We start from the raw sequence: 21,696 nt of genomic DNA, 5'->3' as shown, positions 1-21,696 counted from the left end.
CGGCCGGATCCCGGGCATCCGGCCGCGGATCCCGTGGGCATTGCCCCGCCGAGCTCGGAAAGCCCGGCGGGGCAACAGCTCTCAGTAGCGGTAGTGCTCCGGCTTGTACGGGCCCTCGACGTCCACGCCGATGTACTCGGCCTGGTCCTTGGAGAGCTTGGTGAGGGTGCCGCCGAGCGCCTCCACGTGGATGCGGGCGACCTTCTCGTCCAGCACCTTCGGCAGGCGGTAGACCTCGTTGTCGTACTCGTCCGGCTTGGTCCACAGCTCGACCTGGGCGATCACCTGGTTGGAGAAGCTGTTGGACATGACGAACGACGGGTGGCCGGTGGCGTTGCCGAGGTTCAGCAGGCGGCCCTCCGACAGCACCAGAATGGACTTACCGGACTCCTTGAAGGTCCAGAGGTCCACCTGCGGCTTGATATTCAGCCGCGCGGCGCCCGAGCGCTCCAGGGCGGCCATGTCGATCTCGTTGTCGAAGTGGCCGATGTTGCCCAGGATGGCCTGGTCCTTCATCGCCTTCATGTCGTCGAGGCTGATGATGTCCTTGTTGCCGGTGGCGGTGACCACGATGTCCGCGTCGCCGATCGCCTGCTCGACGGTGACCACGTCGAAGCCGTCCATCAGCGCCTGCAACGCGTTGATCGGGTCGATCTCGGTGACCTGGACCCGGGCGCCCTGGCCGGCCAGCGACTCCGCGCAGCCCTTGCCCACGTCGCCGTAGCCGCAGATCAGCACCTTCTTGCCGCCGATGAGCACATCGGTGCCGCGGTTGATGCCGTCGACGAGCGAGTGCCGGGTGCCGTACTTGTTGTCGAACTTGCTCTTGGTGACCGAGTCGTTGACGTTGATCGCCGGGAAGCTCAGCTCACCCGCGGCCGCGTACTGGTACAGCCGCAGCACACCCGTGGTGGTCTCCTCGGTGACGCCACGCACCGACTTCGCCACCTCGGACCACTTGGTCTTCTCGGTGTCGAACCGCTCCCGCAACAGGTTCAGGAACACCTTGTATTCGGTGGAGTGGTTCTCCTCGTCGGGCGGGATCACGCCCGCCTGCTCGAACTGGGCGCCGCGCAGCACCAGCATGGTGGCGTCGCCACCGTCGTCGAGGATCATGTTGGCGGGCTCACCCGGCCAGGTGAGTGCCTGCTCACAGGCCCACCAGTACTCCTCCAGCGTCTCGCCCTTCCAGGCGAAGATGGGCACGCCCTTCGGCTCCTCGATGGTGCCGTGCGGGCCGACCACCACGGCCGCGGCCGCGTGATCCTGGGTGGAGAAGATGTTGCAGGAGGCCCAGCGGACCTCCGCGCCCAACTCGACCAGGGTCTCGATCAGTACCGCGGTCTGGACCGTCATGTGCAGCGAACCGGAGACGCGCGCGCCCTGCAGCGGCCGCACCTCCGCGTATTCCCGCCGCAACGTCATCAGGCCGGGCATCTCGTGTTCGGCGAGCCGAATCTCCTTGCGGCCGAACTCGGCCAGGGACATGTCCGCCACCTTGAAATCGATCCCATTGCGGTGGTCGGCAGTCATCTTGCTGCTCACTGCGATCGTCATCTGCCTCTCCTGGTCGGCGTGTACACATGAGAGACTAGCCGCCCGGATGCGTACACGGTACGCATGGGGGGCCATCGGATTTCGAGCGGTGTCAGGCGGCGGCGGTCAGACCGTCCTCACCACCGTGCGCCGCGAGGATCCGAGACCGCTTGCGCGGGGCGATATTGGCGCGGGAGACATCGCCCTCGTAATGGGCCAGCACTCGCGGGTCCATCACCCGGCGCCAGATCGCGGGGACGATGGCGAGCACGATCATGGTTGCATACCCGGCCGGCAACTGCGGGGATTCCGCGGTGCTGCGCAGGGTCTGGTAGCGACGCCCCGGGTTGGCGTGATGATCGCTGTGCCGTTGCAGGTGGAACAGGAAGACATTGGTGACCAGCCGATCGCTGTTCCAGCTGTCGGCCGGCGAACAGCGCGCCCACATCCCGTTGGGCCGCTTGCTCCGCAGCAGGCCGTAGTGCTCGATGTAGTTCACGGCCTCCAGCAGCCACGCGCCGATGACGGCCTGCAACAACAGATACGGCAGGATCTTCAGGCCGAAGATGCCCACCAGCGCGCCGAACAGCACCAGGGTCATCACCCACGCCTGAAACAGATTGTTGTGCACACCCCAGAAGCGCTGACCCTTGCGCCGCAGGCGATCCCGCTCCAGATGCACCGCCGACCGGAAGCTGCCGACCACGGTCCGCGGCAGGAAGCCCCACAGCGACTCGCCCAGCCGGGCGCTGGCCGGATCCTCCGGGGTGGCGACGCGGGCGTGGTGGCCACGATTGTGCTCGACATAGAAATGGCCGTACGCCGACTGCGCCAGCGCGATCTTGGACAGCCACCGTTCCACCGACTCCACCCGATGGCCGAGTTCGTGTGCGGCATTGATGCCGATGCCGCCGACGAAGCCGACGGTGCTGGCCAGGCCCAGTTTGTCGACCACGCTGAGGTCGTCACCGGCCCACATCTGCGCGGCGATGAGCAGGCCGATGAGCTGCATCGGCAGGAACATATAGGTACACCATCGGTAGTACCGGTCACCGGACAACCGCTCGTAGTCCTCGTCACGCGGATTGCTGCCGTCCACACCGACGACCCAGTCCAGCACGGGAATCGCGATGAGAATGATGATCGGGCCGATCCACCACAGCACCGTGCACTGCGTCCAATACACCAACTGCGAGGGCAACAGCGCACTGGCAGGCGCGATCAGCCCGAGCATCCACAGGTACCGCTTGGGATCCGCCGAAGCCGACTGTTTGCCTACCGTTTGCACGCCCACTCCACATTAAGAAATCTCTGAACCACCGCCAGTAGATATGTACAGACCAAACGTCCATGACGCCAGTCGGATCCGTTCGAAAGTTGTATCTGATACATACTGGTTGGTCTTTTCTGGGACTGAAGGACAGTCGTTTACTATAGCTCCGTACAGTCAGCGCACAGCGAGCAAACTCTCGGTAGCACTGGGTTCGCACCGTGGCACCGCGAGTCGCGGGAAACATCCGGTTCACAAACGGTATGCAGCCGACGACCGGCATCCCGGCGCGGGTTGGCCGAATCGTTATATACCGGCGACCGGATTTCGCGCGCCGGGCGATGTTGCCGGAAATGGCCGGGCCGGACGCCGCCTGTCGGCCCATGGCAGGCCGCCGATCCGCCGCCGCTCGGCCCGGGCCGCCCTCACATCCCGTCCCGCGAGCAGCGCGCCCGGAACCGTCGGGATTCCACCACTCGGTCCCGAAGGCGCGTCCCACCCGGTCAGCGCAGCAGCACATCCGCGTGGTCGGGCAGGGCATCGACCGGCCACCACCGTAGATCCAGCGACTCCGAGCTGCACACCGGAACAGCCCCCTCCGGCGCCTTGATCCGGAACAGCAGATCCAGGTGACGAGTCGGCACACCCAGCGAGCAGGTGATCGGGTGGGCCTGCGCGCCGTACAGCGCCGGTTCGATCGACAGACCGTCGATACCGGACTCCTCGGTCGCCTCCCGCAGTGCGGCGGCCGCGACGGAATCGTCGGATTCCTCGCAGTGGCCGCCCAGTTGGATCCAGCGACCGACCCGAGGGTGCAGAGTCAGCAGCAACTCGCGCTCGTCGTGGGAGAACACCAGCGCGGACGCGGTGATGTGCCCGGGAGCGTGTTCACGCAGGCAACCACGGGGTGCGGACCCCAGGAAGGCCAGCAGCGCCTCGCGCAGTGATCGATCCGAACCGCTTGCGGGGAGCCAGGATTCGATGAGATCGCGGGCCGAGGTGTGCAGCGACTCCGCGCTCATCGCCGCCCGCCCCGGGTCATCGGCCGCGCCGGCTCGCGAAAGAGTCCGCCGCCCTTCACAGTTCGACCAGTCCCGAGCCGGGATCGCGCGGGGCGCGCGGGGCCAGGTCCTCGGTCGGGTAACCGATGGCGATGGCGCCCAACGGGTTCCACTCCTCCTCCAGGCCGAGGACGGCCCGGGTGGCCTCCGCGGCGAAGATGGTCGAGCCGATCCAGCAACTGCCGACGCCACGCGTGGCCAGCGCCACCAGCAGCCCCTGGACGGCGGCGCCCACCGCGACGGTGAACATGGTGGATTCCGCGGCCCGGCGACGCTCGTCCGGATAGTCGTGAGCGCCGTCCGGGACACAGAACGGAATCACCACCTCGGGAGCATCGAAGAGGATGCGGCCGCGGGCGACCCGGCGTTCGACATTGTCGGGGGCGCGTCCGTCGCCGGTGAGATCGGTCCGCCAGGCGTCGGCCATCGTCTCCAGCAGGCGGGTGCGCAGCGCCGGATCGCGGACCCAGACGAACCGGACCGGCCGGGTGTGGTGCGGGGCCGGGGCGGTCAGCGCGTCCGCGACGGCGGCCCGGATCAGCTCGGGATCGACCGGGGTGTCGGCGAACTGCCGCACCGAGCGCCGCAACAACAGCGCCTCACGACGACCGCGGTCCAACGCCTCGGCGGTGCCCAGCCAGAACAGATCGTCCTCGCCGCCGCGCAGCAGATCGGCCGCGCGCGAACCGTCGTCGTAGGGAGTGAGGCCGCGGACGACCGCCACCGGGACGCCGCCCAGCTTGCCCTTCGCCAGGTCGGCGGCGGCGGCCAGTTCGTCGGCCACGGCCACCTGGGTGACGAACAACTCGTTGCCCTGGCCGTCGACCGCGCCCGCGTAGTCGTGCAGCACCCGCAGGCCGGCGGCCCCGATGGCGGCATCGGTCTGGCCGTTGCGCCAGGCGCGGCCCATGGTGTCGGTGACGACCACCGCGACGTCGACGCCGAGACGATCGGCCAGCGCGGACCGCAGCGCCTTGGCACTGGCATCCGGATCGGTGGGCAGCAGCACCAGCTCACCGCGTTCGACATTGGAGCCGTCGACGCCGGACGCGGCCTGCACGATGCCGATCTTGTTCTCGGTGATCAGCGTCCGGCCCTTCTGGGCCAGCACCCGCACCGCCTCGGAGCGAACCAGTTCGCGCCGGAGCGCGTCGCGTTCCTCCGGATCGTCCGGCGCGGCGACGATCCGGCCCTCGACCTTGGCGACGATCTTGCTGGTGACCACGAGGATGTCACCGTCGGCCAGCCACGGCGCCCGGGCGGCCAGCTGTTCGGCGAGATCGTCACCCGGCCGGAACTCCGGCAACCCGGTCACCGGCAGGATGCGCAACTCCCCACCGGGCGCGTGATCGCCGCCCGCGGGCAGCACCAGCGAATCGCTCACACCACTCACGCTGTCCTTTCCCGGCGTGGACGAGGCGCCCGCCTTCCGGCGTTCACGCCTTCACCCCCGCGATATCCAGTGCCTCCCGTGCCATCTCGGCGGTGGCGTCCGGGTCGGTCATCAACAGCGGTACGCTACGCACCTCGACGCCGGGAACTTCGGCGCTGTCGGTGGAGTGCACCAGCCAGCCGTCGAGGATACCGGTGTCCGAGCGGGCGCCGTAGTGCCGCCCGATCGCTTCGGCGGAGGTCTCCACCCCGATCACCGACAGACACTCGTCGGCCATGCCGCGCAGCGGCTTGCCGTCGATCACCGGCGACAGCGCGACCACCTTGGCCCGGGTGGTGCGCAGCGCGCCCCGGATACCGGGCACGGCGAGGATCGCGCCGATGCTCACGACGGGGTTGGAAGGGGCCAGCAGGACCGCGTCCGCCTGATCTATGATTTCTGTCACACCTGGGGCGGGCTTTGCCTGATCCGCCCCGATTGTGACGAATCCATGGGTCTCGACGTCGGCCCGATAACGTACCCACCACTCCTGGAAATGAATCGCGCTACGTTCGCCAGGGTTGCCGGGGTCGGTGATGACGACATGTGTTTCGCACCTGTCGTCCGTTGCCGGCAGCAGTTTCACGCCCGGCTGCCACCGGTTGCAGAGCGCCTCGGTGACCGCCGAGAGCGGGTATCCCGCGCGCAACATTTCACTGCGCACGAGATGGGTGGCGATATCGCGGTCACCGAGCCCGAACCAATCCGGCTGGGCATGGTAATTCGCCAGCTCCTCCTTGGCGTGCCAGGTCTCCCCGACCCGGCCCCAGCCGCGCTCGGTGTCGATGCCGCCACCGAGGGTGTACATGCAGGTGTCCAGGTCGGGACAGATGCGCAGACCGTGCATCCAGACGTCGTCGCCGACGTTCACCACGGCGGTGACGTCCGCGTCCGGCAGCAGGGCCCGCACCCCCTGCAGGAACCGCGCGCCACCCACTCCGCCGACCAGCACGGCAATCCGGGCTTTACCCTCGGCAGGCCCGCCCGCGAGCCCCGAGTCCGCTTCTTCTCGTGTCACAGCCGCACAGCCTATGCCGTGACACGCGGGTCACGCTCCGGAGCATATTTGCCGGTCATTTGCTGATTCCTGTTACCGTACCGAGGCGAAGGCGACGGCGGATAGTAACGGAATTGTGTCGGCAGCTTGACCATCGCCGCGTCCGGCGTGTCTAATCACAGTCATGTCATTCCGGGCCTGCGCGAGACGGCTAGGCGCAGGCCAGCTTTCGAACGCGCGTTCGAATCGGAGTGGCCGGCTCGGGGAACCCGCGGGACAACACCGCGGGGTTGGGCCGTCGGTGGGCAGATGAGGTCCGACGGATAAATCATTCTGCGCTAACGAACAGTGAGGAGGCGGAGCGATGGCCGAGGAGCTGGCCCCGTCGGGGTATCCGGGCGGTGTATCGCAAACCGATTCCACAACAGGCGCAGCACCTGTCTGCGCCGAAAGCCGGAATTACGAACGAGAGACGGACCGTTCGGTGACCGCCGGAGTGGATCCGGAGTACGACGCCCCGGAGCACTTCACGGATAGACCGGAGCACCTCTCGGACCGAGACCAGCCGGGTATCTGGGCACAGGGCGGGCAGTGGGCGCGGACCCAGCGCAAGCCGGAGCCCCCCAAGCTGAGCCTGGTCGTCACCAATTTCGATGCGATGTTCGACACGATCGAAGAGCAGTGGCAGGAACGCGCGTTGTGCGCCCAGACCGATCCGGAGGCGTTCTTCCCGGAGAAGGGCGGCTCCACGCGCGAAGCGAAGCGGATCTGCATGGGCTGTGAGGTACGTGACGAGTGCCTCGAGTACGCGCTCGCGCACGACGAGCGGTTCGGCATCTGGGGCGGGTTGTCGGAGCGCGAACGCCGTCGCCTCAAGCGCGGCATCATCTGATCAGCGCGGAACTCCCGCCCCGCCGTGGCACTGGGCACGGCGGGGCGCTCGTTGACTAGATTCGAGTCATGACTCGTTCACGGAAGCGGCGGCCGCCGACGGCGCGATCGGTGATCCGCCGTGGGCGTGGGGTGCGTGGGCCCATGCTGCCGCCGACCGTACCGGCGTGGCGCACACGTGGACAACAGTTCGACCGGCTGGTGCTGGAGGCGTTCGCCCCTTTGGACGGACGCTGGCACGACCGGCTCACCAAATTGGATATCGCCGTCGACGATGTTCCGAAAATTCGCCCGCTGCAACCGGATTCGGTGACCTGGCCGGACGAGGTGGTGGCCGACGGACCGGTGCCGCTGTCCCGGCTGGTACCGGCCGGAGTCGACCGGCACGGTGTCGCCACCCGCGCCCGGGTGGTGCTGTTCCGCAAACCGCTCGAATTGCGGGCCAGCGATCCGGACGACCTCGTCGATCTGCTGCGCGAGGTGCTCGTCCAGCAGATCGCCACCTATCTCGGCGTCGACCCCGATGTCATCGACGGCGCGGAGTGAACCGAACGAGGATCGGCCACTGTTCGCGTGTCTGCTACGCGCGTGGGCGTGGGCGGGGTTACTCTCCTTGGCGTGATCCCCATGCGTCGTTGCTGCCGTCCAGGCTGCAAGAACCCGGCCGTAGCGACGCTCACCTATGTGTACTCCGACTCGACGGCAGTCGTCGGGCCGCTGGCCACCGTCGCCGAACCACATTCCTGGGATCTGTGTGAGACCCATGCCTCCCGGATCACCGCCCCCAAGGGCTGGGAACTGGTCCGGCACGAGGGCAGCTTCTCGACCGGCTCCCCGGACGACGATGATCTGACCGCGCTGGCCGAGGCGGTCCGCGAGGCCGGGATGCGCAGGCGCACAGCCGAACCCGATCCGCGCGGTTACGCCGAGGGTCCCCCGGCCGCGCAGCGCAGCAGCCGTACGGGCCGCACCGGCCGCCGTGGCCACCTCCGCGTTCTCCCCGATCCGCCCAACTGATCCGGCCGCCGCGCGCATTTCGCCCCGTCCGGCGCCACCGCGGTCGCCCGCGTGGCCTCGAACATCAGGCTCGTCCCTCGACCCGGCCATCGGTACGCGAGACCGCGGGCACTGCCGCACCTGCCGCCGAGTTTCCCGCGCACTCGCATCAGAAGTCGTCGCACAAGGCCCGCAGCCGTTGTCGCGCACCTCCGCAGCCGTTGTCGCATACCCCCGCAGCCGTTGTCGCACAACACAGCCCACCGGTGCGCTCGACCGGGCGCGCGGTCTGTTGCCTCATCACGAATGAGGTCTGTGTTCGCTGGTGGCGTAGCACCGAGGCCGTCAGCTCGGTTGGTCCGGGCACCGGGGCTCCGACTAGGGTGGGGGCATGACAGTCGCCCGATCTGCCGAGTCCGTGAAAGCAGTCGTCAAGGCATACGACGTCCGGGGTGTGGTCGGTGAGCAGATCGATACGGAATTCGTTCGCGACGTGGGGGCTTCGTTCGCGCGGCTGATGCGCGACGAGGGCGCGGGCCGGATCGTGATCGGGCACGATATGCGGGAATCGTCGCCGGTGCTGGCGGCGGCCTTCGCCGCGGGAGTTCTCGCACAGGGGCTCGACGTGACCCACATCGGGCTTGCGTCCACCGACGAGTTGTACTTCGCCTCCGGGCATCTCGGCTGTCCGGGGGCCATGTTCACCGCCAGCCACAATCCGGCTCGCTACAACGGCATCAAACTGTGCCGGGCCAATGCGCTGCCGGTCGGCCAGGACACCGGACTGGCCACGATCACACAGGAACTGATCGACGGGGTCCCGCCGTTCGAGGGCGAGCACGGCACCGCGACCGAGGAGCATCTGCTCGAGGCGTACGCCAGTTTCCTGCGCAAACTGGTCGATCTGAGCGGGATCCGCCCGCTGCGGGTCGCCGTCGACGCCGGCAACGGCATGGGTGGCTACACCGTCCCCGCGGTGCTCACCGCGGTGCCGCAGCTGACCGTCGAGCCGCTGTACTTCGAGCTCGACGGCGCCTTCCCCAACCACGAGGCCAACCCGCTGGATCCGAAGAATCTGGTCGATCTGCAGAAGTTCGTCCGCGAGACCGGCGCCGACCTGGGCCTGGCCTTCGACGGCGACGCGGACCGCTGCTTCGTGGTCGACGAGCGGGGCGAGCCGGTGCCGCCGTCGGCGATCACCGCGCTGGTCGCGGAGCGGGAGCTGGCCAAGGAGCCGGGCGCGACCGTCATCCACAACCTGATCACCTCCAAGGCGGTGCCGGAGCTGGTCACCGAGCTGGGCGGCAATCCGGTCCGCACCCGGGTGGGCCACTCCTTCATCAAGCAGCAGATGGCCGCCACGGGGGCCATCTTCGGCGGCGAGCATTCCGCGCACTACTACTTCCGGGATTTCTGGGGAGCCGATTCCGGCATGCTGGCCGCGCTGCACGTGCTGGCCGCGCTCGGTGGCGGCGACCGGCCGATGTCCCAGCTGGCCTCCGCCTACTCCCGTTACGCCGCCTCCGGGGAGATCAACTCCACGGTCGCCGACGCGTCGGACCGGACCCGGGCGGTACTGGCCGCATTCGACGGCCGGGCCACCTCCGTCGACCGGCTGGACGGGGTCACGGTGCAACTGCCCGACCACGCCTGGTTCAATCTTCGGGCCTCCAACACCGAGCCGCTGCTGCGTCTCAACGTCGAAGCCCGGTCGCCGGAGGAAGTAGACGCACTCGTAACCGAGATCCTGAGCATCGTCCGCGGCTGACTGGAATAGTGGAATCACAGAGCCCGAATTCACCCGGGAGAGCGACATCCCCCGGCCTGGTGACCCGATTGAGGGGAGGTGGCAACGCCCGATGATCGCAGGGACACCGATACTCGACCTCGATGACGTCGCCTCACTGGAGGCCGCCGATTCCGGAGGGTTGTTGCGTTCCGCCGCCTCCGCAGGCGCGCAGGTGCGCGCCACCGCGGCGGCGGTCGGTGAGCACGCCCTCACCCGATTACAGGACCTGCGGCCGCGCAGCCTCGTGATCGTGTCCGGGCCCGGGCGCGCCGCCCGGGCCGCCGCGCTGCTGGTCGCCTGTCTGGGCGACAGCGCCGGGTTGCCGATCGTGCCCGCCACCTCGGTCCCGCCGTGGGTGGGCCCGCTGGACGCGGTGCTGGTGGCCGGTGACGACGCGGGCGATCCCCGGTTGGTGGAAGCGGTCGACCGGGCGTTGCGCCGCGGCGCCGAGGTGGTCGTGGCCGCACCCGACGAGGGCCCGATGCGGGCCGCCGCGGCCGGTCGTGCGGCGATGCTGCCGCCGCGGGTGCCGGTCCTGGACCACAACCGGCTGCTGCGTTACCTGGCGGTCGGCATCGCGGTGATGGGCGCCATCGATCCCGGCCGCAGCGGGCCGCTGCTGCCCGACCTGGAGGCGCTGTCCGACGCCCTGGACGCCGAGGCGCTGCGCGACGGGCCGCAGCACGAGGTCTTCCACAATCCGGCGAAGACGCTCGCCGCCCGCATGCGGGACCACCGCGTCGTGCTCGCGGGCGACACTCCCGCCGCCACCACGGTCGCGGAGCACGGGGCCGAGGTGCTGTTGCAGGCCGCGGGCCAGATCTCGACCGCCGCCGACCTCGCCGTCGTGGTGGCCGGTCACACCCGGCTCGCCGAGGCGGCCGGCGGCGCCGCGGCACCCGGCTTCGATCCTCTCTTCCACGACGAGGAACTGGACGGCCCGGCGCCGGTGCAGCGGGTGCGGGTGTTCGCCGTGAGCGCCGAGTCCGATCAGGTTGCGGTACACCGGCGGCTGGCCGTGTTCGGTTCGGCCGGCGGGCTGGTCGACGCCGATCTGGTGACGGTCGAGGCCGAGGCGCCGCAGGCCGGATCGCAGCCGATCCCGCCCGGTCGCGGCAACGAGCTGGAACACTTGGCCCTACTGGTGCTCAGACTCGAGATGGCGGCGGTCTACCTACACCTGCTCGGTCGCCCACCGATCTCCACCGATCGTCCTGCCCACTACGACGGGGGCCATTACTAGTGCACGAACTCGTCGGTGCGCTGCGTACCTATGCCTGGGGTTCACGCACCGCGCTCGCTCAACTGTGCGGTCGTCCCGTTCCTTCGGCGCATCCGGAGGCCGAATTGTGGTTCGGCGCGCATCCGGCGGATCCGGCCCACGTATGCGTGGACGGGCACAAGCGGTCGCTGCTGGATCTGGTCGGCGCCGATCCGCAACACGAATTGGGACCGGTGGCACCGGCTTTCGGTGGCCGGTTGCCGTTCCTGTTGAAGATCCTGGCGGCGGAGGAGCCGCTGTCGCTGCAGGCGCATCCCAGTGCGGTCCAGGCGCAGGCCGGTTTCGAGCGCGAGAATCGTACGCGGGTGCCGCTGGATTCGCCGATGCGCAACTATCGCGACGAGAACCACAAACCGGAACTGGTGGTGGCGCTGGAACGGTTCGAGGCGCTGGCGGGCTTCCGGCCACCGGTGCGTACCGTCACGCTGCTGCGCGCGCTCGGCGTCGACGCGCTACGCCCGTACGCGGATCTGCTTGCCGCCCAGCCGGATTCGGCCGGGCTGCGCACACTGTTCACCACCTGGATCACGCTGCCGCAGACGGCGCTGGCGGCGCTGCTGCCGAAGGTGCTCGACGGCTGCGTACGCTATCTGTCCGAGAAGACCGAGCCGCGCAGTGGCGGCAAGGAGTTCGCCGCCGAGGCCCGGACCACCCTGGAACTGGCCGAGGCGTATCCCGGTGACGCGGGGGTGCTGGCGGCGCTGCTGCTGAACCGGATCACCTTGCAACCCGGCCAGGGACTGTTCCTGTCTGCCGGTAATCTGCACGCCTACCTGCGCGGCATCGGGGTCGAGATCATGGCCAACTCCGACAATGTGCTGCGCGGCGGGCTGACGCCGAAACATGTGGACGTACCGGAACTGCTGCGGGTACTGGACTTCGAGCCGAACGAACTGCCGATCATCGAGCCGGAGCCGATCGAGCACACGTCCGACGGTTCCTGCTCGTTCCGCTATCGCACTCCCGCACCCGAATTCGCGCTGCGTCGTTTCGAACTGGCCGCCCATGCCGCGCCGATGACGATTCCGGACAGCGGTCCCGGCATCCTGTTGTGCACCTCCGGCGAGGTACGGCTGTGGCAGGGCACGGACGACCTGCGGATCACCTCCGGCAATGCCGCGTGGATCTCGGCCGGGGACACCGTCGTCCGTGCCGCGGCGAGCACCGAACCGGCTCAATTGTTCTGCGCCTGCGTGGGAGCGCCGTGAGGCTGCCACATCCCGCCGGTCCGGCACCGGCGCCCGCCGATTCGATGCCGGGTGCGGTGAGCGGGTGCGCGGCGGTCCGCCGCAAGATCGTTCAGGATGAACGGGCAGACCGCTCGAGGAAGGACCAGTATGTCGGCGGACGGCAGTAAAACCGCGATCCTGGCGGCGCTTGTCGCGAATGCCGGGATCGCCGTGGCGAAGTTCGTGGGTGCGATGATCACCGGCTCCGGCTCGATGCTCGCCGAATCGGTGCATTCCCTCGCCGACACCGGCAACGAGGCGCTGTTGCTGGTGGGGCAGAACCGTGCCGGCCAGGAACCCACCAAGCTGCACCAGTTCGGGCACGGCCGTAACCGGTACTTCTACTCCTTCGTGGTCGCCCTGGTGCTGTTCAGCATGGGCGCGATGTACGGCATCTACGAGGGCATCCACAAGATCGCCCACGCCGAGGATCTCACCTCGCCGATCGTGGCGATCGTGATCCTGGTGGTGGCCGTGGTGCTGGAGGGCTTCAGTTTCGCGACCGCGGTGCGCGAATCGGCGCCGCTGCGCGGCAATCGGAGTTGGTGGCGCTTCATCCGCACCACCCGCAACCCTGAACTGCCGGTGGTGCTGCTGGAGGACTCCGGCGCCCTGGTCGGCCTGGTGATCGCGCTGGCCGCCATCGGGCTGACCATGCTCACCGGCAATCCGGTCTGGGACGGCATCGGCACCCTCTGCATCGGCCTCCTGCTCGGCGCGATCGCCGTCCTGCTGATCGTGGAGATGAAGAGCCTGCTCATCGGCGAAGGAGCCGTCGGCGAGGAATACCGCCGAATCGTCGACAGCCTCGTCGATGGCACCCGCATCTACCACGTCATCCACGTGCGCACCGAATATCTGGGACCGGACGAACTCATGGTCGCGGCCAAGGTGGCGATCGTGCCCGGCCTCGGGATCACCGAGATCGCCGAGGCCATCGACGCCGCCGAGGCCCGAGTCCGCGCCGCCGTCCCCAGCGTCGACCTCATGTATCTCGAGCCGGACCTCTACCGCACCCAGCCCGAAGCCAGTACCTCCAGCTGAGCCTCGTCGCCGAGCCGCAGCGCGGCTACGGCCGACCGGTCGGCCTCACCGAAGGGCGGCCTCCACCGAAACCTGCGGGCCACGAGCCAGGTGGCAGGTAAGCAGCCCGGCTTAACGATGCGGGTGGTGCACGACAATCCGATCAGCGGACGACGACGGCGCAGCCGAGAGTTGCCGCAGACGCGGCAAACCGGACGAGCCGAGTCGAGTGCCCACGACGACCGGGCGCGGAGGTATGTCGCTGCGGTACGGCATCGCGAGTATCTGTGGTCAGCGTGGTGCGGCCGGTTCGGTGGCGGGGAAATCGGCGTGGCGGCCGAAGCGTTCGCGGAGGGCGGCGGTGGCGGCGTGCAGGCCGCACATGCCGTGCACGCCCGGGCCGGGCGGGGTGGCCGAGGAGCACAGGTAGACGCCGGGCAGGCCGGTGGCGTACGGATTCCAGCGCGGGGCCGGCCGGAAGACGGTCTGCCGGAACGTCATCGCTCCGGCCGAGATGTCACCGCCGACGTAGTTGGCGTTGTAGCTCGGCATGGCGGCGGCGGTACGGACATGGGTGGCGAGGATCAGGTCCCGGAAGCCGGGTGCGAAGCGTTCGACCTGGGCGGTCACCGTAGCGGTGAGATCGCGATCCGAGCCGTTCGGCACGTGGGCATAGGTGTAGAGGGTGTGCCCACTGGCCGGTGCCCGCGACGGGTCCACCACACCGGGCTGGATCGCCAGCACGTAGGGGCGCTCCGCGTGTTCGCCTGCGGCGACGGACTTTTCGGCGGCGATGGCCTCGGCGCGGGTACCGACCAGATGCAGTGTGCCGGCCCGATCACACCCGTCCGCCCGCCACGGCACCGGACCCGACAGCGCGAAATCCACCTTGCAGGCGGCTCCCCCGTATCGGAAGCGGCGCAGGGCCGCGGCATAGCGCGGAGGCAGCCGATCACCGGCCACGCGCAGCAGTTCGGCCGGGGCGATATCGAGCAGAACCGTTCGCGCGCCGGCGAATTCGTCGAGCGAGTCGACCCGGCGGCCGGTGTGCACCCGGCCGCCGAGCCGCCGCACCTCGGCCGCGAGCGCATCGACGATGGCCTGGCTGCCGCCGCGCGGTACCGGCCATCCGCCCGCATGGGCGAGCGAGCCGAGCAGCAGCGCCACTCCCGCGGCCGCGAACGCGCGCGGCGGCGCGATCGCGTGCGCTGCCACACCGGTGAGCAGCGCCGGCGCGATCTCGTCCCGAAAACGTAGGCCCCACAACGGCGAACACTGTTCCAGCAGCCGCCGGCCGAAGCGCACGCCGATGCCGGGGTCCAGGGGCGGATGCCGCAGATCCGACATCGCCAACGCCACCAACTCCGGCCACCGCGACACCAGCGGTGCGAACAATCGACGCCAGGCCGCGCCGTCGCGCCCGAGCCCGTCGACGGCGCGGTCCAGATCCCGCCAGGCCAGCCCTGCCACTCCCCCGTCCAGCGGATGCGCGTACGACACCTCGGGAACCAGCAACTCCACCCCGCGCGCGGGCAGATCGAACATCCGGAAGAACGGGGAGGCCACCGCCATCGGATGCGCCCCCGCGCAGACATCGTGCCGATACCCGGGCAGGGTCAGCTCGGCGGTGCGGCACCCCCCACCGACACTGTCACCGGCCTCGTACACCTCCACCTCGAGCCCCGCCCGCGCCAGAACCACCGCTGCGGCAAGCCCGTTCGGGCCGGTTCCCACCACCACCGCGTCCACCATGAGCACCACCGTACGCCCGGACTCGGACGGGCTCGCGTGTCGAGTACGGCAACGCGCTGGGTGGTCGGACCTCGCACCCCGTTCCCGTTCTCGCACCCCCACAGTCCGGCGACAAGACCTCCGCCAGGACACCTCAACCCGACGCGCGGGCCCATCGCATCAGGACCGCGAGCCGCTGTTCCTTCAGTTCGGGGCGCAGCCGGCCGCCGCGATCCAGGGCCGCCAGCCCGTGCAACAGACTCCAGTAGACCTCGGCGTAGGCGCCCAACGCGGTGGCGTCGACCAGCGGCTGGAACAGCGCCTCCAGTTCGGCGAACGCGTCCCGCAACGGTTTCGGCGCCTCCAGCCCGAAATTCAGGTCGGTGTCCATCAGGAACATCGCGTCGTACAGCGCCGGGCTCGCCGACGCGAAATCCAGGTAGGCCCGCGCCACCGCCTCCATCGCGGCCTCGGGCGTGGGGGCCGATACCCGGGCCGCCCGCATGATGTCGGTCAGCTCGGCGATCCCTTCCACCGCCACCGCGGACACGATGGCGCGCTTGCCCGCGAAATGGCTGTACAGCACCGGCTGGCTGTATTCGATCCGATCGGCCAGACGGCGCACTGTCACGGTATCCCAGCCATCGGATTCGGCCAGCTCACGAGCGACATCGATGATGCGCTGATGTCGCTGCGCTCGTTCGCGTTCCTTGCGTGTCTGCGGGGTCACCCACCCATACTAGCGATGCTAGATATTCGAGCGATACACAGCGGGTGCGGGGGCCCGGCCCGGCACCCGCCGACCATGTCGCCGCCGGACGGGCTACACGTCGCTGGAGAAGCGCAACCCGCCGTCGGGGAGGTCGACTCCCGGCCACACCCGCGCGCCGCTGAGCAGCTCGCACCGCGCGCCGATATTGGCGCCGTCGCCGATCACCGCATCCCGGATCAGGGCACGCGGGCCGATGCGGGCGCCGAAACCGATGATCGAACGTTCCACCGTCGCACCGGCTTCCACGCGCGCGCCGTCGAACAGCACCGCGCCGTCGAGCCGGGCGCCCGCCCCGACCTCGGCCCCGCGGCCGACGACGGTGCCGCCGATCAGCAGCGCGCCCGGCGCCACCCCGGCGCCGGAATGCACCAGCGATTCACCCCGCTGCCCCGGCAACGCCGGCGAGGGCGCGATACCGCGGACCAGATCCGCGGAGCCGCGGATGAAGTCCTCCGGAGTGCCCATGTCACGCCAGTAGGAGTTGTCGACGTGGCCCTGGACGTGCGCACCCTCGGCCAGCAGCGCGGGGAACACCTCACGCTCCACCGACACGGCCCGCCCGGACGGGATCTTCTCGATGTACTCGCGCCGGAACACGTAGCACCCGGCGTTGATCTGATCGGTCGGCGGATCCTCGGTCTTCTCCAGGAAGGCCGTGACCCGGCCCGTGTCGTCGGTCGGCACACAGCCGAACGCCCGCGGATCGCTCACCCGCACCAGATGCAGGGTGACATCGGCGCGGCTGGCCACGTGCGTGTCGAGCACCGCGCCCAGATCGGCGCCGCCGAGCACATCGCCGTTGAAGACCATGACGGTGTCACCGCGCAGCCTGGGCAGCACGTTGCGGATACCGCCACCGGTACCCAGCGGCTCGTTCTCGGTGACGTATTCGAGGTCCAGGCCGAACTCGCCGCCGTCACCGAAGCGCTGCTCGAACACCTCGGCCTTGAACGACGTCGCGAGCACCACATGGGTGATGCCCGCGTCCGCGATCCGGGCCAGCAGATGTTGCAGGAAGGGCAGACCGGCCACCGGCAGCATCGGCTTGGGCGCCGACATCGTCAGCGGCCGTAGCCGGGTGCCCTGGCCACCCACCAGGATCACCGCGTCGGTGGAATTGCCCACCGCCAGCGGGTCGTCAGCCATTACTCTCCCCTGTTCAGGTTCTGTCACGCCGCGGCGTGGCCGAGAAATGTCGTCGCGCTTTCGCTACGCCGCGCGGTCGCGCTCGCGCAGCGCCGATCGAACCGCAAGCCTGCAACGAATGGCAAGTCCGAGCCGCAATGCCAGCCGCAGCGGCGCCTGCCACCAGTGCGGATGCCGGTCGGCCTGGAAACGGTACGCCGAGGCGTGATGGGCGGGCAGCATGATCTCCGGGTGACGACCCGCCGCATGCCCCTTGGCGTGCGTGACCTCCGCCGACGGCACAAACACATTGTGCCAGCCGGCCTTGCCCATCCGGTCGCCGAAATCGACGTCCTCCATGTACATGAAATATCGCGAGTCGAATCCATCGATGGCGTCGAAGGCGGCCCGGCGTACCAGCAGGCACGACCCCGACAGCCAGCCGACCGAACGCTCGGAGATCTCCTCGTTCTCCTGCCGATAGCGCCGGGTCCACGGATTCGACGGCCAGACCGTGCCGAGGATCGCGTGCCCGGCGCCGTCGAGCAGATTCGGCACCGATCGGGCGGACGGGTAGACGCTGCCGTCGGGCTCGCGAACCAGCGGGCCCACCGCACCGGCCCGCGGCCAGCGCTCGGCGGCGGCCAGCAACTCGTCGATGGCGTCGGCGCCCCAGCGGATGTCCGGATTGGCGAGGACGACGAACTCCACCTCCGGATCGATCTCGGCCACCGCGCGATTGATCGCACCGCCGTAGCCGATGTTGCCGCCGGTACGCAGCAACCGCACGTGTTCGTTGGATTCGGCGGCTAATTCCGGGGTGCCGTCGGTCGACCCGTTGTCGGCGAGGATCACCTGCGGCTTCTCGCTCGCGGCCGTGGCCAGCGTGCTGATGAAGTGCTCGAGGTGCTCACCGGGGGAATAGGTCACAGTGACCACGACCACAGCGGGCCGTCCGACAGTTTCCGAAGCGCTCACGCCGATGCAGCCTACCGGCTGTCATCGAATTGTGATGGTGGTGGACGCCACCTGACCGAATCGCCCGGCCGGATCACCGGATCCCGGCCGACGCGGCCGTCAGCGCGGTCCGCCAATGCCGCAGCGGTGTCAGCCCCGCCTCGACCCATACCCGATCGGACAGCACCGAATAGGCGGGCCGCCGCGCCGGACGGGGGAAGGCCGCGGTACCGCACGGCCGCACCCGGTCCACATCCGCGCCGGCCTCGGCGAACACCGCCCGGGCCAGTTCGAACCAACTCGCCTGCCCGGTGTTGGTGAGGTGCAGGATCGGCGGCAGCGCGCGGTCGCCGCGGGCGACCCGACCGGCCAGTTCCAGCAGTCCGGCCGCCAGATCCACGGCATAGGTGGGCGAGCCGATCTGGTCATCGACCACGTCCACCGTGTCGCGTTCGCGTTCCAGCCGTCGCATGGTGGCGACGAAATCGCCGTGCTCGCCGGTGTACACCCAGGCCGTCCGGACGATGTGCGCATCCGGCGCGGCCCGTCGCACCGCCTGTTCACCGGCCAGTTTCGAACAGCCGTAGACCGATTCCGGCCCGGTCGGATCGCCCGGCTCGAACGGGCGCGGATCCGGGCCCGCGGGCGTCGCGAAGACATAGTCGGTGGAGAGGTGGATCAGCCGGGCGCCGACCGCGGCGCAACCGGCCGCCAGCACGGCCGGGCCGGTCTCGTTGCCGGCGAACGCCGCGGCGACATCCGATTCGGCCGCGTCGACGGCGGTGTACGCGGCGGCGTTGAGGACCACGTCGCCGGGCCGCAGCAGCGACCGCACCGCGGCCGCGTCGGTGATGTCGAGATCGGCGTGGCCGAGGCTCAGTAGCTCGGCAGTCGGCGCGTCGCCCGAACACGCCCGGATCGCCCGGCCCAGTTGCCCGTTGGCCCCGGTGACCAGCAGCCGGTACGCCGCGGCGGCCGCCGAGTTGTCGGCGTTGCCGGCGGGAACGGGTGTGGAAGTCACGCGGGCAAGTCTGGCACGGCGCGGTTGAACCCCGCGCGCGGCCGCGTTCGTTAGCCTCGTCGGGGAGGGGGTAGCCATACCACGCGCGGTTCGCCGGGATTCCGGATTGCCGGAATCCCGGGAGTATGCCTGTTTTCGAGGGTCGAGATCCGGGCCGAGCCCGGCTCGTACGGCCGGAAAGGGGACGACCAACGTTGCCGCTGAGCAGAAACTGTTGCCGCACAGTGGAAGCGCACCGGTGCTGACGCCCGGTGATACCGCATCGGCAGCGGGCGAGTCGCGCGGCCTCGGTTCCGGGCCGCTGCGCAGCGACCGGGAATCGGGGCCGCTGCGCAGCGACCGGGAATCGGGGCCGCTGCGCAGCCCGCGGCCGCCGCGTGCGTCCCGCCGGCCCGGCCGGATCGTGGCGGCGGCGATCGCCGCGCTGGTCTTCGCGCTCACCGGGCTGGCCTGGCACGACACCGGCAATCTGATCGCGGGCATCACCCGGATCGGCAACCTCGGGCTCGGCGGCGGCGCCGACGGCGCGATCGACATCCTCATGGTCGGCATCGACAGCCGCTCCGACGCCCGTGGCAACCCGCTCACCGCCGACGAGCGGGCGATGCTGCACGCCGGCGACGAGGACGGCGCCACCAACACCGACACCATCGTGCTGATCCGGGTGCCCAACGACGGCCGCTCGGCCACCGCGATCTCGATCCCCCGCGATTCCTATGTGGACATCCCCGGAATCGGTATGGGCAAGATCAATTCGGCGTACGGCGTGACCAAGGCGGCCGCCATGGACAAGCTGATCGGCCAGGGCGTTGCGGAGGCCGAGGCCGAGCGGCAGGCCAATCAGGCCGGGCGGCGCGCGCTGATCCGTACCGTCGCCAACCTCACCGGCATCACCGTGGACCATTACGCCGAGGTGGGGCTGCTCGGCTTCGTACTGCTCACCGATGCCGTCGGCGGGGTCGACGTCTGCCTGAACAACGCCGTGTACGAGCCCATGTCCGGCGCCGACTTCCCCGCCGGTCAGCAGCGGCTCGACGGCGCCGACGCGCTCAGCTTCGTGCGCCAGCGCCACCGGCTGCCGCGCGGCGATCTGGACCGGATCGTGCGGCAGCAGGTGTTCATGGCCTCGCTGGTGCATCAGGTGGTCAGCGCGCGCACCCTGGCGAATCCGAAACGTCTGCAGGAACTCGGTGACGCGGTCGGCCGCACCATCGTGCTCGACGACAACTGGGACGTGCTGCAATTCCTGAACCAGCTGGAGGACCTGTCGGCCGGGCAGGTGAAATTCGAGACCATCCCGGTGCAGGACATCAACGGCACCACCTTCGACGGCGAATCGGTGGTCCGGGTGGATCCGGGCACGGTGCGGTCCTACGTGGCGGCGACGGTGAACACCCGCCCGGCCGACCCGGACACGGTCGATCCGTCGACGGTCACCGTGGACGTCTACAACGCCGGCGGCGTCGGCGGCCTGGCCGGTCAGGTGGCACAGGCGTTGGCCACCAAGGGTTTCCGCACCGGCACCGTGGACAACTGGATCGCCGGCGGTATCCCCGGCAGCCGGGTGCTGTCCGGTAACGCCGGCGACCGGCGGGCCAAGGCGGTGGCGAAAGCCCTCGGCAATCTGCCCGTGGTGGCGGACGCGGGGCTGCCCGAGGGCACGGTCACGGTGGTGCTGACGGCGGACTATTCTGGGCCGGGCTCGGCGGCGGGCAGCCTGTTCGACCTGTCCGGAGCCGTCGGCACGGCGGTCCCGGTGCCGCCCGGACCACCCATCGATGCCGGCCAGAACGGACCGAAATGCGTGAACTGAACCAGACCGTCACCGAGGCCCTGCTGGACCCGATCCTCGCCCGCGACCCGGGTGGACCGCGCATCACCTACTACGACGACAGCACCGGGGCCCGCATCGAACTGTCCGCGCTGACCCTGGCCAATTGGGCGGCCAAGACGGCGAACCTGCTCCGGGACGAATTCGGTCTCACCCCGGGCGCGCGGGTGGCGGTGCTGCTGCCGGCGCACTGGCAGACCGCCGCCGCGCTGCTGGGCTGCTGGTGGGCCGGGGTCGAGGTGGTGCTGCAACCCGACGCGGACGCCGAACTGGCGCTGGTGACCCTGGATCGGGTCGACGACGTGGCCGAGGTCGCCGAGGTGGCGGTGCTGTCGCTGGATCCGATGGGTGCTCCGGTGCGCGGATTGCCGGTCGGGCTGACCGATTTCGCGACGGCCGTGCGGACCCACGGGGACCGCTTCCATCCCGGCGGGGCCGGGGTGGCGCTGTCCGGTCTGCCGGTCGCCGAGGTCCTGAACCGTGCCCGTAAATCCGCTGCGCGCCAAGGGTTCACCGCCGACGACCGGGTGCTGTCCGAGGGCGGGTGGGGCACGCCCGGGGAATTGATCGACGGGCTGCTCGCGGTCTGGTCTTCGGGCGCGTCGCTGGTGCAGGTGGTCGACGCCGATCCGGCGCAGCGGGACCATCGCAGGGCCAGCGAGCGGGTCACGATGATGCGTGTCCTACCCAGGTAGGGGGCCGGAGTCCTTCCGCAGCACGTTTTGCGGCGAGACCCGGATGCCTAGGGTGAGA

19 protein-coding genes are annotated in these 21,696 nt (G+C 69.6%); 9 read left to right on the top strand and 10 right to left on the bottom strand.

The window, feature by feature from the left end; translation table 11 throughout:
- Positions 1–81: 81 nt before the first annotated feature.
- The 5 genes from ahcY to cofD form a co-directional block, all read right to left on the bottom strand.
- Positions 82–1,557 carry an adenosylhomocysteinase gene (gene ahcY / locus LBW94_RS07250; RefSeq protein ID WP_225057428.1) on the bottom strand — a complete coding sequence of 492 codons (1,476 nt, stop codon included), beginning with the start codon at positions 1,555–1,557 and terminating at the stop codon, positions 82–84.
- Positions 1,558–1,648: 91 nt separating this feature from the next.
- On the bottom strand, positions 1,649–2,770 hold the full coding sequence (locus tag LBW94_RS07245) for an alkane 1-monooxygenase (protein ID WP_225057498.1): 1,122 nt from the start codon (positions 2,768–2,770) through the stop codon (positions 1,649–1,651).
- Between the two features lie 539 nt (positions 2,771–3,309).
- Positions 3,310–3,828: an NUDIX hydrolase gene (locus tag LBW94_RS07240; RefSeq protein WP_225057427.1), complete on the bottom strand. Its 519-nt coding sequence runs from the start codon at positions 3,826–3,828 to the stop codon at positions 3,310–3,312.
- Between the two features lie 55 nt (positions 3,829–3,883).
- A complete protein-coding gene (locus LBW94_RS07235; RefSeq protein WP_225057426.1) occupies positions 3,884–5,251 on the bottom strand; it encodes a coenzyme F420-0:L-glutamate ligase in 1,368 nt (455 codons plus the stop codon).
- 52 nt (positions 5,252–5,303) lie between these two features.
- Complete coding sequence (gene cofD, locus LBW94_RS07230) at positions 5,304–6,317, bottom strand: 2-phospho-L-lactate transferase (protein ID WP_225057425.1); 1,014 nt, start codon at positions 6,315–6,317, stop codon at positions 5,304–5,306.
- Positions 6,318–6,954: 637 nt separating this feature from the next.
- On the opposite strand from cofD, the gene LBW94_RS07225 reads away from it, so the two are divergent.
- The 7 genes from LBW94_RS07225 to LBW94_RS07195 all read left to right on the top strand — a co-directional run bounded on the left by LBW94_RS07225 (position 6,955) and on the right by LBW94_RS07195 (position 13,527).
- On the top strand, positions 6,955–7,188 hold the full coding sequence (locus LBW94_RS07225; protein ID WP_026343708.1) for a WhiB family transcriptional regulator: 234 nt from the start codon (positions 6,955–6,957) through the stop codon (positions 7,186–7,188).
- A gap of 68 nt (positions 7,189–7,256) precedes the next feature.
- The gene (locus LBW94_RS07220; protein WP_225057424.1) at positions 7,257–7,733 is read left to right on the top strand and encodes a metallopeptidase family protein; all 477 of its coding nucleotides are present in this window, start codon (positions 7,257–7,259) and stop codon (positions 7,731–7,733) included.
- A gap of 81 nt (positions 7,734–7,814) precedes the next feature.
- Positions 7,815–8,204 carry a DUF3499 domain-containing protein gene (locus tag LBW94_RS07215; RefSeq protein ID WP_255634197.1) on the top strand — a complete coding sequence of 130 codons (390 nt, stop codon included), beginning with the start codon at positions 7,815–7,817 and terminating at the stop codon, positions 8,202–8,204.
- A 370-nt stretch (positions 8,205–8,574) separates the two neighbouring features.
- On the top strand, positions 8,575–9,951 hold the full coding sequence (locus LBW94_RS07210) for a phosphomannomutase/phosphoglucomutase (RefSeq protein WP_225057422.1): 1,377 nt from the start codon (positions 8,575–8,577) through the stop codon (positions 9,949–9,951).
- 91 nt (positions 9,952–10,042) lie between these two features.
- Positions 10,043–11,215, top strand: coding sequence for a tobH protein (locus LBW94_RS07205; protein ID WP_225057421.1), 1,173 nt, complete (start codon positions 10,043–10,045; stop codon positions 11,213–11,215).
- Entirely contained in the window at positions 11,215–12,462 is a 1,248-nt protein-coding gene (gene manA, locus LBW94_RS07200) for a mannose-6-phosphate isomerase, class I (protein WP_225057420.1), read from the top strand. Before LBW94_RS07205 ends, manA begins: the two co-directional genes overlap by 1 nt.
- Before the next feature lie 129 nt (positions 12,463–12,591).
- Positions 12,592–13,527: a cation diffusion facilitator family transporter gene (locus LBW94_RS07195; RefSeq protein ID WP_225057419.1), complete on the top strand. Its 936-nt coding sequence runs from the start codon at positions 12,592–12,594 to the stop codon at positions 13,525–13,527.
- A 270-nt stretch (positions 13,528–13,797) separates the two neighbouring features.
- On the opposite strand, the gene LBW94_RS07190 is transcribed toward LBW94_RS07195, so the two are convergent.
- The 5 genes from LBW94_RS07190 to rfbD form a co-directional block, all read right to left on the bottom strand.
- Positions 13,798–15,258, bottom strand: a complete 1,461-nt coding sequence (locus tag LBW94_RS07190) for a phytoene desaturase family protein (RefSeq protein WP_225057418.1) — start codon at positions 15,256–15,258, stop codon at positions 13,798–13,800.
- 133 nt (positions 15,259–15,391) lie between these two features.
- Complete coding sequence (locus LBW94_RS07185; RefSeq protein ID WP_225057417.1) at positions 15,392–15,967, bottom strand: TetR/AcrR family transcriptional regulator; 576 nt, start codon at positions 15,965–15,967, stop codon at positions 15,392–15,394.
- Positions 15,968–16,060: 93 nt separating this feature from the next.
- Complete coding sequence (locus LBW94_RS07180) at positions 16,061–17,155, bottom strand: sugar phosphate nucleotidyltransferase (protein WP_225057416.1); 1,095 nt, start codon at positions 17,153–17,155, stop codon at positions 16,061–16,063.
- A 63-nt stretch (positions 17,156–17,218) separates the two neighbouring features.
- Positions 17,219–18,112, bottom strand: a complete 894-nt coding sequence (locus LBW94_RS07175) for a glycosyltransferase family 2 protein (RefSeq protein WP_225057415.1) — start codon at positions 18,110–18,112, stop codon at positions 17,219–17,221.
- Between the two features lie 73 nt (positions 18,113–18,185).
- On the bottom strand, positions 18,186–19,112 hold the full coding sequence (rfbD, locus tag LBW94_RS07170; protein ID WP_416276854.1) for a dTDP-4-dehydrorhamnose reductase: 927 nt from the start codon (positions 19,110–19,112) through the stop codon (positions 18,186–18,188).
- A gap of 403 nt (positions 19,113–19,515) precedes the next feature.
- Here rfbD and LBW94_RS07165 point away from each other — a divergent pair, with 403 nt between their 5' ends.
- The gene (locus LBW94_RS07165) at positions 19,516–20,925 is read left to right on the top strand and encodes an LCP family protein (protein WP_416276865.1); all 1,410 of its coding nucleotides are present in this window, start codon (positions 19,516–19,518) and stop codon (positions 20,923–20,925) included.
- Positions 20,913–21,638 carry a TIGR03089 family protein gene (locus LBW94_RS07160; RefSeq protein ID WP_225057414.1) on the top strand — a complete coding sequence of 242 codons (726 nt, stop codon included), beginning with the start codon at positions 20,913–20,915 and terminating at the stop codon, positions 21,636–21,638. Before LBW94_RS07165 ends, LBW94_RS07160 begins: the two co-directional genes overlap by 13 nt.
- Positions 21,639–21,696: the final 58 nt, after the last annotated feature.

The sequence above is a fragment of the Nocardia sp. alder85J genome (genome assembly GCF_020176955.2).
GTDB lineage: Bacteria > Actinomycetota > Actinomycetes > Mycobacteriales > Mycobacteriaceae > Nocardia.
This window is presented reverse-complemented; position numbering and strand designations above follow the sequence as displayed.

What these genes read in the sequence shown, in the direction of transcription:
- LBW94_RS07195 (WP_225057419.1), top strand. Translation starts at nt 12,592, where the DNA reads ATGTCGGCGGACGGCAGTAAAACCGCGATCCTGGCGGCGCTTGTCGCG.
- LBW94_RS07210 (WP_225057422.1), top strand. Translation starts at nt 8,575, where the DNA reads ATGACAGTCGCCCGATCTGCCGAGTCCGTGAAAGCAGTCGTCAAGGCA.
- LBW94_RS07245 (WP_225057498.1), bottom strand. Translation starts at nt 2,770, where the DNA reads ATGCTCGGGCTGATCGCGCCTGCCAGTGCGCTGTTGCCCTCGCAGTTG.
- LBW94_RS07180 (WP_225057416.1), bottom strand. Translation starts at nt 17,155, where the DNA reads ATGGCTGACGACCCGCTGGCGGTGGGCAATTCCACCGACGCGGTGATC.
- LBW94_RS07225 (WP_026343708.1), top strand. Translation starts at nt 6,955, where the DNA reads ATGTTCGACACGATCGAAGAGCAGTGGCAGGAACGCGCGTTGTGCGCC.
- LBW94_RS07160 (WP_225057414.1), top strand. Translation starts at nt 20,913, where the DNA reads ATGCGTGAACTGAACCAGACCGTCACCGAGGCCCTGCTGGACCCGATC.
- ahcY (WP_225057428.1), bottom strand. Translation starts at nt 1,557, where the DNA reads ATGACGATCGCAGTGAGCAGCAAGATGACTGCCGACCACCGCAATGGG.
- LBW94_RS07240 (WP_225057427.1), bottom strand. Translation starts at nt 3,828, where the DNA reads ATGAGCGCGGAGTCGCTGCACACCTCGGCCCGCGATCTCATCGAATCC.
- LBW94_RS07215 (WP_255634197.1), top strand. Translation starts at nt 7,815, where the DNA reads ATGCGTCGTTGCTGCCGTCCAGGCTGCAAGAACCCGGCCGTAGCGACG.
- LBW94_RS07205 (WP_225057421.1), top strand. Translation starts at nt 10,043, where the DNA reads ATGATCGCAGGGACACCGATACTCGACCTCGATGACGTCGCCTCACTG.
- LBW94_RS07190 (WP_225057418.1), bottom strand. Translation starts at nt 15,258, where the DNA reads ATGGTGGACGCGGTGGTGGTGGGAACCGGCCCGAACGGGCTTGCCGCA.
- LBW94_RS07220 (WP_225057424.1), top strand. Translation starts at nt 7,257, where the DNA reads ATGACTCGTTCACGGAAGCGGCGGCCGCCGACGGCGCGATCGGTGATC.